The sequence below is a fragment of the Buttiauxella sp. genome (genome assembly GCF_049686335.1).
Lineage (GTDB): Bacteria > Pseudomonadota > Gammaproteobacteria > Enterobacterales > Enterobacteriaceae > Buttiauxella.
The window spans coordinates 1-13,924 of record NZ_JBAVHX010000006.1; the positions used below are offsets into that span (position 1 = coordinate 1).

The window sequence follows — 13,924 nt, forward strand, 5'->3', positions numbered from 1 at the left end:
ATATGCCTGGCGGCACTAGCGCGGTGGTCCCACCTGACCCCATGCCGAACTCAGAAGTGAAACGCCGTAGCGCCGATGGTAGTGTGGGGTCTCCCCATGCGAGAGTAGGGAACTGCCAGGCTCCAAATTAAAGCGTGCTGATATGGCTCAGTTGGTAGAGCGCACCCTTGGTAAGGGTGAGGTCCCCAGTTCGACTCTGGGTATCAGCACCAGTTTTTAGGTTAAAGTTCGGCGCTAGATAAAGAATTTGCCTGGCGGCAGTAGCGCGGTGGTCCCACCTGAACCCATGCCGAACTCAGAAGTGAAACGCCGTAGCGCCGATGGTAGTGTGGGGTCTCCCCATGCGAGAGTAGGGAACTGCCAGGCTCCAAATAAACAAACAAGCCTCATGCGAAAGCATGGGGCTTTTTGTTTTGGAACTTCGTAAGAAATAAAAGCCACTTTCGTGGCTCTTATCTTTATATATCAATGAATAACCTGAGACAGAAACGCACGAGTACGTTCTGACTTTGGATGAGCAAAGAACTCATTTGGCGGAGCCTGCTCAACAATTTCCCCTCTATCCATGAAGATCACTCTATCTGCTACCGTTCGTGCAAAGCCCATTTCATGTGTGACACACAGCATCGTCATACCTGATTCTGCCAGGCCAATCATCGTATCCAACACTTCTTTAACCATCTCCGGATCCAGTGCTGACGTTGGTTCATCAAACAGCATGATCTTTGGTTTCATACATAATGATCGAGCAATTGCCACACGCTGCTGCTGTCCACCAGATATTTGTCCGGGAAATTTATGCGCATGCTCAGCAATTCGTACTCTTTCCAGATAATGCATTGCCAGCGCTTCAGCTTCTTTCTTGGGCATTTTGCGCACCCAGATTGGAGCCAGCGTACAGTTCTGCAACACGGTCAGATGCGGGAAAAGGTTAAAATGCTGGAATACCATTCCGACTTCGGTGCGAACCTTCTCAATATTACGTAAATCATCATTCAGCTCCGTCCCATCTACGACAATTCGGCCTTGCTGATGCTCTTCCAGATGATTAATACAACGTATGGTTGTGGATTTACCTGAGCCGGAAGGGCCGCACAGAACAATGCGTTCACCCTGTTGTACCTTCAGATTGATATCTTTAAGCACGTGAAACTGCCCGTACCATTTATTGACATTCTCCAGCATGATCATCGCATCAGCGGGGTGCATAGAAATTTGACTCATTTATTCATCCTCAGTGCGGTGTTCGTCCGGTGTTAAAACGTTTTTCAAGATGCTGGCTATAGCGCGACATACTGAAGCAGAAAATCCAATAGATGAGAGCGGCAAAGACATAGCCTTCGGTCGACATGCCAAGCCATGCGGGATCAACCGTGGCTTGCTGTACGCTGCTGAAAAGATCAAACAGACCGATAATGATCACCAGACTGGTGTCTTTAAACAGCGCGATGATGGTATTGACCAGACCTGGGATCACCATTTTCAGCGCCTGAGGTAAGATAACCAGCCCTTGTGTTTTCCAGTAACCGAGCGCCAGAGATTCCGCAGCTTCATATTGCCCTTTAGGCAAAGCCTGTAAGCCCCCGCGGACCACCTCAGCAACATAAGCTGACTGGAACAGGATAACCCCGACGAGTGCGCGGATTAACTTATCGATGCTTGTTCCTTCCGAAAGAAACAGCGGCAACATGACGGATGACATGAACAATACAGTGATGAGAGGTACACCGCGCCAGAACTCGATAAATACCACCGACAAAATTCTGACCACCGGCATGCTCGATCGACGACCTAATGCCAGTAAGATCCCCAAAGGTAAGGCACCCGCGATCCCCACGGAAGCGATGATCAACGTTAACGTCAACCCGCCCCACTGACGTGTTTCGACACGTTCAAGCCCCAAAAATCCACCGTACAGCAGAGCCCAAACAACCAATGGATAGATGACGGCCCACGCCGCAATATATCGTCCACGTTTTGGCATGGCATTCCAGAACATGGGAATGATCGACGCCAGGCCAATAATCAATGCAAGATTAATGCGCCAACGCTGGTCATGTGGATACAAGCCATACATAAATTGCCCGAACCGTGCATGGATAAACACCCAACAAGCACCTTCTTTAGTGCAGTCGGCACGGGTCTCACCAAACCAGTTTGCCTGGAAAATCGTCCAGTTTAATAATGGCGGGATAAGCTCCCACATCATCCACAAACAGAAAATAGTCAGTAAGCTATTAGACCAACTGGAAAAGAGATTTTTACGAGCCCACTGTACGGCCCCTAAACGAACAACCGTTGGGCGCGTGTGATGTGACATCAATGCTTTTGTCATCGTAATTCCTTAGCGCTCGATCAGGGCAATTCGCCGGTTATAGATATTCATCAATAGCGAAATAGTCAGGCTGATAATCAGATACACCGACATCGTTATCGCAATAGTTTCAATCGCTTGCCCCGTCTGATTGAGCACTGTCCCTGCGAACAACGACACCATATCCGGGTAACCAATAGCGGCTGCCAGCGATGAGTTCTTAACGATATTGAGATACTGGCTAGTCAGTGGTGGAATGATTACGCGCATGGCCTGTGGAATGATGACCTGACGCAGTGTGACCGGGTTCGGTATCCCTAACGAACGTGCCGCTTCATGTTGGCCGTAAGGCACAGACTGGATACCCGCACGGATGATTTCAGCAATGAAAGCTGAGGTATAAACCGATAACGCGAGGGTTAATGCCGCCAGTTCAGGGATCAGAACCATCCCGCCACGGAAGTTAAAACCACGCAACGCAGGAATATCCCAGTGCAGTGCAGCACCGAAAATCCACTGAGCGAGCATCGGCAATAATATCAGCAGCCCTAACGCATAAGGCCAGGTGCGACGCAATTGCCCGGTTTTGATCTGATGCATTTTGTTATAACGATACAAACCTGCTGATGCGATAAGTGCCACCGCAATAGCGGCAATAAATGCCAGTGCACCTTCGCCAATTTGCGGCGACGGGATATAAAGCCCGCGATTACTCAGAAAGAGAAGATCAAAAGCACTGACCGCCTGGCGCGGGCCTGGCAAGTTACGCAGTACGGCAAAATACCAAAAGAAGATTTGTAATAAGGGTGGGATATTGCGGAAAGTCTCAATATAAAAAGTAGACAGCTTGCGCAGTAGCCAGTTATCAGAAAGGCGAGCCAGCCCGAGAAAAAAGCCAAGAAATGAAGCAAATACGATACACAACGCTGAAACCAATAAAGTATTCAGCAGGCCAACAATAAACACCCGTCCATAAGTATCACCCTGTTCATAATCAATAAGATGCTGAACGATACCGAAGCCGGCGCTACGGTCAAGGAATGCAAAACCTGAGGTAATTCCACGATTGCTAAGGTTAGTGACGGTGTTGTGTATCAGGTAAATAGCGATGCCGACAACCACGACGACAGCAATAATCTGAAACAGCCAGGCACGAACCGCTGGGTTAGAAAAGGAGATATCACCTTTTACGATTGGGCGGCGATGGGACATAAGCGAACCTCAGTGACATAAACACAAACTTTGGGCACTACTGTGGTAGTGCCCATTTCTGACGTCTCGCTTAGCGAACCGGTGGTGCGTACTGAATACCACCTTTATTCCACAGGTTGTTTTGTCCGCGCTTAATTTTCAGCGGGCTTTCAGAACCGACGTTATGTTCGAAAATCTCAGCGTAGTTACCGACTTGTTTGACGATGTTGTACGCCCATTTGTTGTCGAGTTTTAGATCCTTACCAAAATCACCTTCTTTACCTAACAGGTGCGCCATATCTGGCGTTGTTGGGTTAGCGGCCATCTGGTCAACATTTTTGGAATCCACACCCATCTCTTCGGCGTTAAGCATAGCGAACAGAGTCCAGCGCACGATGGAGAACCAGTCTTCATCGCCACGACGGACGACGGGTCCTAAAGGTTCTTTTGAAATAACTTCAGGAAGGACAATCCACTCGCCAGGTGTGCTTAATTTGATACGCAGCGCGTAGAGTTGAGACTGATCAGAAGCCAGGGTATCGCAGCGGCCTGATTCCAGCGCTTTAGCTGACTCATCAGAACGGTCGAAAGTCACAGGGGTGTACTTCATGTTATTTGCTTTGAAGTAGTCAGCAACGTTGAGTTCTGTATCCGTCCCTGCCTGAATACAAACAGTTGCGCCATCCAGTTCCTTCGCACTTTTCAAATCTGCTTTGTTGTGGGTCAGGAAGCCGATACCGTCGTAATAAGTGACCCCCGTAAACGACATGCCCATGCCTGCATCACGGGAGGAAGTCCAGGTGGTATTGCGGGATAAAATGTCTACTTCACCGGATTGCAGAGCGGTGAAACGCTCTTTCGCCGTCAGTGGGGTGTATTTCACTTTCGAGGCATCGCCAAATACCGCAGCGGCAACGCCACGGCAAACATCCACATCAATACCGGTAAATTTACCGTTTGCATCGGCATAAGAAAAACCTGGCAAGCCGTCGCTTATTCCGCATTGCACAAAGCCTTTCTTTTTTACCGCTTCAAACGTGGTACCAGCATGAGCCTGACTGACAACCGCGAATAATGCACCGGCTGCGACCAGAGTGGAGATCAATGTCTTTTTCATAATGCATCCTGTGTGGCGAAATTATCGTTATAAGTATTGGCGTCCGGATGGCGCCGTTTTTCCTGTCTGTGGCATCTGCCAGTCTGGATATAGCAAAGGGAGTGCCAAGATTGCGATCGAGGGTATGCGTGTACCGCTCGACGCAGTAAGCAGAGTGTAGACAGTAAAAATTACTCTCAGCGCCCTGTAACGGTGCAAAACTGAAACCTACGCCACATTTCAGCGCAAAAAAGTTTCAGATTCTGATCATATGAAAAGAAGTAATTTCAGGAGTTAACATTAGCGTGAGTACTATTAATGCTGGACTGTGAGAACAATCACGACTTCTGCTGCAATAAAACAAAACTGAAGAGAACTGAGTGATTTGTTTCACGCTCAAAATAGTTTGCGGGAGAAGAACTCAAATTCAAAAGGCGGGGGATTGCGACGATTTGCACTTTAATAATGCAAAGGCTGTGTTCGAGATTTCCAAAAAAAAGCGCGCCCTTATTCAGGCGCGCTTTTTCAAATGACTGCCTTAACTTACTTTGTTAAAGCAACGATACCCAGAGTTAAACCAGCAATCGCTGCTGCACCACCGGCGATAGCACCTGCCGTTTCCCAGTTATCCTGCGTTGTCCCTTTCATGCAGGTGTTGGTGTGCACCAAACGTCCCTGGTCGTCATAGACCGGCACACAAGGTGAGTTGGTTGCACAACCCGCGAGAAGCGTAGAAAGCAACGCTGCGGCAATTAGCTTTTTCATTTGGAACCTCATTAACCCAAACCCCGTCCAGGGATAACTTGTGCGCTAAGGCTACAGAGTTATCTAAAAACCCGGTCCGGAGTGAATGTGGTGATTTTATCACCGTCATAAGCCTGGCGAGGAGCAGGGAATAATTGCAATTCATGTGCTGTGTAAACAAAGTGGAGAAAAGCGTCGAGGGCAAAAGTTAATCAAAAGATTCAGAATTACTGAAGTTTCCCGCAGTAAAGAAGCAAACCATTGTTTCCTGAGGTTAAATAATAATCATAGTTATCATTTTCCAACCAGGCGATGAGAGGGTAAGGAGTTGTCGTAATGTACTAACTATACAGAGGTATTTGTGAAAGCAAGGGCGCTGGGCTCCTCAAAAATGTCTCATGACTTGTTGCGGCCAAAATGCCTACAAATGAATAAAACAATTTCCCTTAAGTTTTTTAACAAAAACCTTTCAAAATACCCATAATTGATAGCTTTAAACGATTAGGATAATTCTTATGTATACGGTATTTTTCCGATAATTTGAAAAAATATATGTAGATTTTAAATTATTAAAGGGATGTCTAATTTAAGGATGATTTACATAAGTGACAATCTATAAGTTTATTATTTTCAATCTACCAAATTAGGTAGGTGATATTTAATTTCTTTTATTGCCCGCAAATTATTCCTGCCAGTTAGTACTTAACCTCTCTTTAAACTAAATCCCTCTGTAACAAGAGTCGACTCAGCTTGTTAGCGCATTGGTTGCTGTAAACCAGGGGCGGTAGCATGTAAAAATGCATCGCACGTTGCCTCATCAAGACTAACGGTAAGAACGCATTCTCGGTATCGCATTTTTATTCGTTTGCACACTTGACCTCTATAGATATGCGGTTTTTCGTGCCATTGCCTGCAGCCATAAAGAAACAATTAATATCTTAGCCAAATAACGTTAGTGATAAGCACAATATAGATTTCACGCCTAAAGTTTCGACCCCATGGAAAATAATAACAGATGAATTACTTAACCCGGATCGTGGCTATGTCGCTAGCTTTACAGCTTAGCGGCTGCGCCCATGAGCCAAAGAAGGTCGAAGCATCCCGACCTCTCGTGAATCCAACGGCGTCCACAGATCTGCAGGCCATGCCTGCCAATCTGCAATCAGCATTGAATACCCTCCCTCAAGGAGCCGCTCTCAGTACAGGCAGCAACAGCTTTATTCTGGGCCAGCGCTATGTTTCAGCACTAGGGAATGAATGTGTTGAGCTATTGCTCAACAATTATCAGGGTCATTCGCAAAGAAGCGCTGCATGTAAGAACGCAGAACAATGGTATCTGATACCTCAATTGGAACAGGCATCTGTCAGCAACCTCATTGCTGAATAATAGAATTGAAGGTATACGTTTTGAAGATAACGAAAATTCGTCAACTGAGTACTATTTTGCTACTCATCGGTGCTTCCTGTTCATTGATGGCTGCGCCCACACCGGACCAGGCACAAGCTGGCGGTCAAACATTTGGCTATAACCTTCCAGGCAATGCAGCGGACAATAATCGCCCTCAACTTGGCGGCCAGTCCACATTAAGTGGTCAGGCCAACACCAGTTCCACCACTGGCAGCTTCTCTCAGCAAAATCGGCAAGGCATGTTGCTACCCGGTGAAGCTGATGTGCATAAATTACTGCCACAATCAGAGGCGGGGCTGCCCCCACCTTACGGCGCAAACCTATTTGCCGGAGGATATGAAACAGAACGCAGCGATGGTTTGAATGACAATTACTTGATAGCGCCTGGTGATAAGCTGAATATCTGGATCTGGGGCGCCGTTAATTTCTCGAACGTTGTGACCGTCGACAATCAAGGCAACATTTTTATTCCTGATGTCGGTCCTATCAATGTGAAAAATGTCCCAGCCAGTCAAATTAATAATCTGGTGACCAGTAGAATTGGTGAGGTATTTACCAACAACGTCAATATTTACGTCAATCTGCTAACGACCACCCCGGTCAGCGTGTTTGTAACAGGCCCTGTAATCCGTCCTGGTCAGTACGCAGGACAATCCTCTGATAGCGTACTTTATTTCCTCAAACGGGCGGGTGGCATTGACTCAGAACGGGGTAGTTACCGTCAGATTAAAGTCTTACGCCAAAACCAGGTTATCCAGCAGATCGACCTGTACGAGTTTATGCAGCAAGGCAGAATGCCGAAACTCTCACTGAAAGATCAGGATGTGATTCTGGTCGAGCCACAGGGGCCGATGATCAATGTGGCGGGCAAGGTAAGAAATCCGTTCCGTTTTGAGTTAAAGCAACAAAATACTCCGGGCTCTGAGTTGGCTCGCTACGCACTCCCTCTTGCAAAGGTGAGCCACGTAGGAGTCATCGGTGATCGTTCCAACGGCCCATTCTCGATTTATCTCCCTTACAAAGATTTTGCCAATGTCCAACTCAAGGACGGAGACAAAGTCCTGTTTAACGATGATATGCATGCGCAGGTTTACGATGTGCAGGTCACTGGCAGTTATATGGGGCCATCTTATTTCACCGTTCGTAAACAGACAAAGTTGCACGATCTACTTAATCACATTCCCATCGATCCAAAACTTGCAGATTACCAATCTATTTACGTGATGCGAAAGAGCGTGGCGGCGAGACAAAAAGAGATGCTGGATGAATCGCTCAACCGGTTAGAGCGCAGTGTATTCACCGCGCCTGCCAGTTCGGACGGTGAAGCCTCCATCCGTGCTAAAGAAGCCGAACTGGTGATGCAGTTTGTGGATAAAGCCCGCAAAATCCAGCCTCTTGGAAAAGTTGTAGTGGCAGATAAAGGCATTATTGCCAACATTCAGCTGGAACAGGGAGACCAGATCGTTATCCCGAACAAGACCGACCTGATCCAGATTGGCGGGGAAGTCCTGATGCCACAAGCGGTGGTTTACAACGCTAATGCTGATCTTGATGACTATGTTGCCTGGGCGGGTGGTTTCACCGAACGTGCGGATGACAAACGTATCGCAGTAGTGCATGCCAATGGGCTGGTGGAGTTTAAAGGCCAGGGCAGTGTTCAGCCGGGAGATCAGATTCTGATCTTACCTAAGGTTGACAGTAAGACTATGCAGGCAGTTAAAGACATCACGCAAATTATCTATCAGATTGCCGTGGCTGCGAACGTAGCTATTAATTAATCCCCACAGACAGACTCGCCCAATGGTGAGTCTGTCGTTCGGTAATATGACTCAATGCATAAACCCATACTCAATCAAACACCACGCAGTTCCTTTCAGGTGCTGCGTGATGTCACGTTTGGCTTGCTGATCCGCGAGCTGAAAACCCGCTTTGGTAGTTATCGGCTGGGCTATGCCTGGGCTTTGCTTGATCCTTTGTTGATGATTAGCGTGTTTAGCCTGATTTTCGGCATGCGTGGCGGCCATAGTGGATTTGGTGGAGCTCCAGCCCCACTGTTTATTGCAGCCAGTTATTTACCTTTTCTCATCTTTCGAGATGTTGTGAACAAACTGCAATCAGCGGTCAGTTCTAATATGGGCTTATTCTGCTATCGGCAGGTTACGCCTTTCGCCACATTTATTGCCCGCTTTATCCTCGAAACCATGATTGGCATGGTAGTGGGTGGGATTCTGGTGATGGGGCTACTTTGGTTTGGTTTTGATGCCATCCCTGCGGATCCCTTGCAGGTGCTCCTCGGTTACTTATTGTTAATGGTCTTCTCATTTTCTCTCGGCATTATTTTTTGTGTGCTTGGTCATTTATTCCAGGAGGCAAAGAAGTTTCTCAGCTTGCTGATGATGCCGTTGATGTTTATTTCTTGCGTAATGTACCCACTGGCAACCATACCCTCTCAATATCAACATTGGTTTTTGTGGAATCCACTGGTACATGCAATTGAACTGATCAGATGTGGCTGGATTGCAGGCTATATCAGCCCTAGTGCCAGTTGGGCATATTTTTCGATTGTAACGTTGTTACTCCTGACCTTTGCCATGAGCTGCTATCGGCTGAGCCATCGTCGGCTGATTGCCAGTTAAAGTGAAATAACATGATCATTCTGGACAATGTATCCAAGTATTATCCCACTAAATTTGGCCGCAATTATGTACTACGTGATGTAAGTATTGAGCTGCCACGGGATCGCAATATTGGAATTTTGGGCGTGAACGGTGCAGGTAAATCCACCTTATTACGCTTGCTGGGTGGAATGGATATGCCCAATCAGGGAAAGGTTACTCGACAATGTCGCGTCTCATGGCCACTTGCTCTTGGTGGTGGGTTTCAAGGCAGTATGACCGGAAGGGAAAACACCCGCTTCGTTTGCCAGATTCACGGTGTACGTGATACTCAGGCTGTTGAAGAGTGGGTCAAAGAGTTTTCAGAAATAGGCCAACATTTCGAATTGCCTGTCAAAACCTACTCCAGTGGCATGAAATCAAAATATTCTTTTGCCGTCAGTATGGCCTTTGATTTTGATGTGTATCTAACCGATGAAATAACGTCGGTGGGGGATGCCCGCTTCAAACAGAAATGTATTGACGTTTTTAATCAAAAACGTGAGACCGCGAGCTTAATAATGGTATCGCATGACATGAAGAATCTACGTCAACAATGCGATATGGGTATTTTGCTGCGTAACAGCACACTGGAAATATTCGACAATATCGACGACGCCATCCGCATCTATCAGAATCTATAACAAGCACAAAAATCATGACTCAACTTATTAGCACCAACAAACCATCGCGCTTTGTACGTAAATTGCGCAAACTCAGTAATGAACCGAAACGTTTTTTAATCGATTCCAGCGGTTTTCGAATTGCCCACCGTTCCTGGCAACGTAGCCTCAAACTTGGCAGTTTTCTCTGGGTCGTGGTCTGTTTTTCCATCGCTGCCCTCTATTTTGGTGTTATAGCCTCCGACCGATACGTAAGCCGGGCAGAGTTAATTATTAAACAAGCGGACCAAATTAAAATGTTGCCTGACGCCCTGTCGATGTTGGGTATTGGTGGCAGCAACCATCAGGACGTTCTGCTGGTTCAGGATTATATGAAATCCTGGGACATGTTATCCAAGCTGGATAAAGAGCTTGGCCTCAAATCCCATTACCAGAGCGATAAGGCCGACTACTTTTCTCGCCTGCCCCAAGATGTTAGCCGAGAAGATTTTCTTGAATATTACCGCAATCATTTGACCTTACGCCTTGATGAACTGTCAGGGGTGCTCACGGTCGAGTTACAGGCATTTGATCCCGAGTATGGGCAGCGGGTCGTAAACCTGATGCTTAAAGAGTCGGAGGTATTTATCAACAAACTGGGGCATCAAGTCGCGTTGTCTCAACTGGAGTTTGTAGAAAAAGAGGTCGATCGCGCCTATCAGCGGCTTCAGGATGAGAAAAGCAAAGTGCTGGCTTTTCAAAACAGCCATCAACTCATCAGCCCGGAATCCACCAGTAGCGCCCGCTTAGGGGTGGTCAGCCAGATTGAAGGAGAGCTGGTACGCCAGCAAGCTGAATTAAAGCAATTACAAAGTTATATGAGGGACACTGCACCAGGCATTATCTCGGTACAGGCCAGAATTGATGCGTTGAGCAAGCAGTTGAAACAGGAACAAGCCAGGCTTACTGGTGTTGATCAGGATGCGATGAATGAAGTTACCGCGGGCTATTTAGACGTGCAAACCCAGGCAACTTTTGCTGCTGATCTTTACAAAACAGGCCTTATTAGCCTTGAGCAAGCCAGGGTAGAGGCTTACCGCAAACTGAAACATCTGATGGTCATCAGCCAGCCTACACTTGCTGAAGATGCCGAATTCCCTCGTCGCCTCTACAACCTGGCCACCGTAGGCGTACTCCTTTGTCTCTTTTATGGGCTCTTCGTGATGGGTCTCGCGACTCTGCGTGAGCATCAGGACTAACAGGGAATTGCTGGAAATACTCATTTAACGAGCTATTTCATCTTGGGCCATGGTTCTTCGTTAACCAGCCTGCAAGTAGCCACACTCCTGGCCACTTTTATTCACATATCAAATATTTGAGAGACCTCCCACTATGGACAGTCAACAAGGCAGCCATTTACTGGCTATTCCTAACCACAAATCAGAAGCAGAACAGCAACCAAAGACCGAACTGGACTTTGTTTTCAAGCGCTCCCTTTTTTGGCGTCCAACCTACATTGCCCAATCCGCTTGGTTAGAACACATTCCATTTGCTTTCTGGTTATTGGAAACACTGCGCCCCCGCAAGGTTGTCGAGTTGGGTACCCATTACGGCAGTTCTTATTTTTCATTCTGCCAGGCAGTGACAAAGCTGGATCTCGAAACTCTCTGCTTTGCTGTTGATACTTGGGGAGGAGACGAACATGCTGGACAGTACGGGGAGGAGGTCTATGGGCAAGTATCTGAATATAACCAACAACACTACTCAGGTTTCTCTACCCTTATCCGCAGCACATTCGACCAGGCATTAGACCATTTCCCTCAAGGCAGTATTGATTTACTTCATATTGATGGTTTGCACACGTTCGAGGCGGTACGACATGACTTTGAAAGCTGGCTGCCGAAGCTCTCTGAAAAAGCCGTTGTGATTATGCACGACACTAATGTGCGAGAACGTGGGTTTGGTGTATTCCAGCTTCTGGATGAGCTAAAACAGCAGTACCCTCATTTTGAGTTTGCCCATGGTCATGGCCTTGGGGTGATTGGTGTGGGGAGTGAGCAGTCTTCAGAAATGAAGAGCCTGTATGGTATTTCAGAAAATGCTCGTGCCACCAAACAAGTACATGAAATATTTTCTCGCCTGGGTAAAGCCTGTGGTGATAGTTGGGAAAATAACCAGTTAAAACGTCAACTAACGTTACAGCAAGAAGAGCTACAGGCGGAACATCAACAACTGATGGAACAACAGGCCCTCGAGCGGGGGCGTCTTGCTGAAAGAATCACTGCCCAGCATCACAATCTGACCACATTAGAAAGCAAACTTGAGCATTATAAATCATTAGAAGGTGAGCAATCTGCTCAACGGCAGGAGCAACTCACTACTCAAGAACAGGCTCAAAAGCAGTTACAACAGCAACTTAATGAACAGGCGCTACAACTTAGCGAAGAGACCCAGAGAACTGCGCAACTGACCCTTGCTCTGAGCAAGAGTAACGTGGCACTCACCGAGCACTCACGCCAACTTACCGCACTGCAGCACCATTTGGAGCAAGCTCTACACACACAGGACTCACAATCTCGCACAATGGTCGAACGAGATAACACGGTGAACCTGCTGCAACAAAGAGCTAATGCTCTTTTGCAACAACTTGAAGATGAGAGCCAAACCAAAAATCAACTGCAGCGCGCATACGGATTGCTTGAAGTCCAATATGAAGCTCTATGCAAAGAACGCGATGGCTTGCGTCAGACCAACATCAACCTGCTTGAACAAGTTGATGTTGCCTCGGTAGTAAGGCAACAGTTACAGCTCCAGATAGATGAACAAGAAAGGGTATTGGAATCTGCTCATCAGCGGTATGAAGAGCTGACGCAGGTTCTTACCGACAAAGCACAAGAGGCATCCCAATGGCAGATGCAATGCGAATCCTTGTCTGTCGATCTGGATGCAAGCCGTTTGCTGCTTGAGCAATATGAAACAACCAAGCGAATCTGGCAGGAGCAAGAACAAGCGCTTAATACCACAGTGGAAGAGCGTTTTGCCGAAATTGCGGCACTGACTCGAATGCTTGAAGAGCAAACCCAGACCATTAGTGCGCAAGCGGCGGAATACGAGCACTTGAGCGCCCAATTACACGCTACGCAGCAGCAATTACAGGCTGAACAAGCACAGCATCAAATAAGTATGCAAGCGTCAGCAGAGTTTGCTGCAGAGCAAGAGAAACAGGTTAGCGAACTCAAAAAGATGCTAGATGAGCGCTTCAATGAGATAGCGTTACTCACTCGTATTCTGGAAGAACAAACTCGGACCATTGATGTGCAGGCTGTAGAACACGAGCGTTTGAATATCCAGCAGCAAACCTTCCAGCAACAGGCAGCCCAGCAACAGACCCAACTAGACCTCCGTGTGGAAGAACTGGTTAAACATAACGACGGACTGGAAGCCAATATTTCCGAGCGTTTTCGTGAACTGGCTATCATGACAAATTTGATAGAGCAGCAAGGAAGAGAACTCAGTAATAGTGAACAGCAGATTGAGCGGCTAAAAGCTCGCATAAATAAACTTAAAGGAACAGTGTCTTGGCGTTTGACTGCACCAGTGAGAGCATTGGCAAAGCCCTTCAAGGTTTCGCCAGCATACAGCATTAGCCAAATTAATATAATTGCAGAATCTGGGTATTTCGATGAAGTATGGTATCGCCAACATTATCCTGCTGCTGGGAATAACACCTCAGCGATTGAACACTATCTGAATATTGGCGCAGTGAATGGCTATAACCCGAGCTCTAAATTCGATACCCGCTGGTATATTAATACGTACCCTGATGTAGCTAATGGAGACATAAACCCACTTTTGCATTTCATTTTGCATGGGCAACACGAAGGGCGACTGTGTCACTCACAGTCTTGATGTTTA

Annotated in this window: 11 protein-coding genes, 1 tRNA gene and 2 rRNA genes; 9 read left to right on the forward strand and 5 right to left on the reverse strand. The window is 47.0% G+C overall.

What is annotated here, in order from left to right; genetic code table 11:
* The first annotated feature begins 5 nt into the window (after positions 1-5).
* From rrf (WBL83_RS04925) to rrf (WBL83_RS04935), 3 genes are all read left to right on the forward strand, one after another.
* Positions 6-121: ribosomal RNA gene (gene rrf / locus WBL83_RS04925) — 5S ribosomal RNA — on the forward strand.
* Positions 122-136: 15 nt separating this feature from the next.
* A tRNA-Thr gene (locus tag WBL83_RS04930) sits at positions 137-212 on the forward strand.
* 38 nt (positions 213-250) lie between these two features.
* A 5S ribosomal RNA gene (rrf, locus tag WBL83_RS04935) occupies positions 251-366 on the forward strand.
* A 99-nt stretch (positions 367-465) separates the two neighbouring features.
* Here the strand turns inward: rrf (WBL83_RS04935) and WBL83_RS04940 are convergent.
* The 5 genes from WBL83_RS04940 to WBL83_RS04960 form a co-directional block, all read right to left on the reverse strand.
* The gene (locus WBL83_RS04940) at positions 466-1,224 is read right to left on the reverse strand and encodes an amino acid ABC transporter ATP-binding protein (protein WP_424588105.1); all 759 of its coding nucleotides are present in this window, start codon (positions 1,222-1,224) and stop codon (positions 466-468) included.
* Between the two features lie 10 nt (positions 1,225-1,234).
* Positions 1,235-2,335, reverse strand: a complete 1,101-nt coding sequence (locus tag WBL83_RS04945; protein ID WP_424588106.1) for an amino acid ABC transporter permease — start codon at positions 2,333-2,335, stop codon at positions 1,235-1,237.
* Positions 2,336-2,344: 9 nt separating this feature from the next.
* Positions 2,345-3,526, reverse strand: coding sequence for an amino acid ABC transporter permease (locus WBL83_RS04950; RefSeq protein WP_424588107.1), 1,182 nt, complete (start codon positions 3,524-3,526; stop codon positions 2,345-2,347).
* 70 nt (positions 3,527-3,596) lie between these two features.
* Entirely contained in the window at positions 3,597-4,622 is a 1,026-nt protein-coding gene (locus WBL83_RS04955; RefSeq protein ID WP_424588108.1) for an amino acid ABC transporter substrate-binding protein, read from the reverse strand.
* A 522-nt stretch (positions 4,623-5,144) separates the two neighbouring features.
* Entirely contained in the window at positions 5,145-5,366 is a 222-nt protein-coding gene (locus WBL83_RS04960; protein ID WP_034459881.1) for a hypothetical protein, read from the reverse strand.
* Between the two features lie 994 nt (positions 5,367-6,360).
* Here WBL83_RS04960 and WBL83_RS04965 point away from each other — a divergent pair.
* From WBL83_RS04965 to WBL83_RS04990, 6 genes are all read left to right on the forward strand, one after another.
* The gene (locus WBL83_RS04965; protein ID WP_424588109.1) at positions 6,361-6,732 is read left to right on the forward strand and encodes a hypothetical protein; all 372 of its coding nucleotides are present in this window, start codon (positions 6,361-6,363) and stop codon (positions 6,730-6,732) included.
* 20 nt (positions 6,733-6,752) lie between these two features.
* The gene (locus WBL83_RS04970; RefSeq protein ID WP_424588110.1) at positions 6,753-8,531 is read left to right on the forward strand and encodes a polysaccharide biosynthesis/export family protein; all 1,779 of its coding nucleotides are present in this window, start codon (positions 6,753-6,755) and stop codon (positions 8,529-8,531) included.
* A gap of 54 nt (positions 8,532-8,585) precedes the next feature.
* On the forward strand, positions 8,586-9,389 hold the full coding sequence (locus WBL83_RS04975) for an ABC transporter permease (protein ID WP_424588111.1): 804 nt from the start codon (positions 8,586-8,588) through the stop codon (positions 9,387-9,389).
* Between the two features lie 11 nt (positions 9,390-9,400).
* A complete protein-coding gene (locus WBL83_RS04980) occupies positions 9,401-10,051 on the forward strand; it encodes an ABC transporter ATP-binding protein (RefSeq protein ID WP_424588112.1) in 651 nt (216 codons plus the stop codon).
* A 14-nt stretch (positions 10,052-10,065) separates the two neighbouring features.
* Positions 10,066-11,268, forward strand: a complete 1,203-nt coding sequence (locus WBL83_RS04985; RefSeq protein WP_424588113.1) for a sugar transporter — start codon at positions 10,066-10,068, stop codon at positions 11,266-11,268.
* A gap of 133 nt (positions 11,269-11,401) precedes the next feature.
* A complete protein-coding gene (locus tag WBL83_RS04990) occupies positions 11,402-13,918 on the forward strand; it encodes a class I SAM-dependent methyltransferase (protein WP_424588114.1) in 2,517 nt (838 codons plus the stop codon).
* Positions 13,919-13,924 lie beyond the last annotated feature (6 nt).

Coding starts and splice junctions, on each gene's coding strand:
- WBL83_RS04940 (WP_424588105.1), bottom strand. CDS start 1,224: ATGAGTCAAATTTCTATGCACCCCGCTGATGCGATGATCATGCTGGAG.
- WBL83_RS04945 (WP_424588106.1), bottom strand. CDS start 2,335: ATGACAAAAGCATTGATGTCACATCACACGCGCCCAACGGTTGTTCGT.
- WBL83_RS04950 (WP_424588107.1), bottom strand. CDS start 3,526: ATGTCCCATCGCCGCCCAATCGTAAAAGGTGATATCTCCTTTTCTAAC.
- WBL83_RS04955 (WP_424588108.1), bottom strand. CDS start 4,622: ATGAAAAAGACATTGATCTCCACTCTGGTCGCAGCCGGTGCATTATTC.
- WBL83_RS04960 (WP_034459881.1), bottom strand. CDS start 5,366: ATGAAAAAGCTAATTGCCGCAGCGTTGCTTTCTACGCTTCTCGCGGGT.
- WBL83_RS04965 (WP_424588109.1), top strand. CDS start 6,361: ATGAATTACTTAACCCGGATCGTGGCTATGTCGCTAGCTTTACAGCTT.
- WBL83_RS04975 (WP_424588111.1), top strand. CDS start 8,586: ATGCATAAACCCATACTCAATCAAACACCACGCAGTTCCTTTCAGGTG.
- WBL83_RS04980 (WP_424588112.1), top strand. CDS start 9,401: ATGATCATTCTGGACAATGTATCCAAGTATTATCCCACTAAATTTGGC.
- WBL83_RS04985 (WP_424588113.1), top strand. CDS start 10,066: ATGACTCAACTTATTAGCACCAACAAACCATCGCGCTTTGTACGTAAA.
- WBL83_RS04990 (WP_424588114.1), top strand. CDS start 11,402: ATGGACAGTCAACAAGGCAGCCATTTACTGGCTATTCCTAACCACAAA.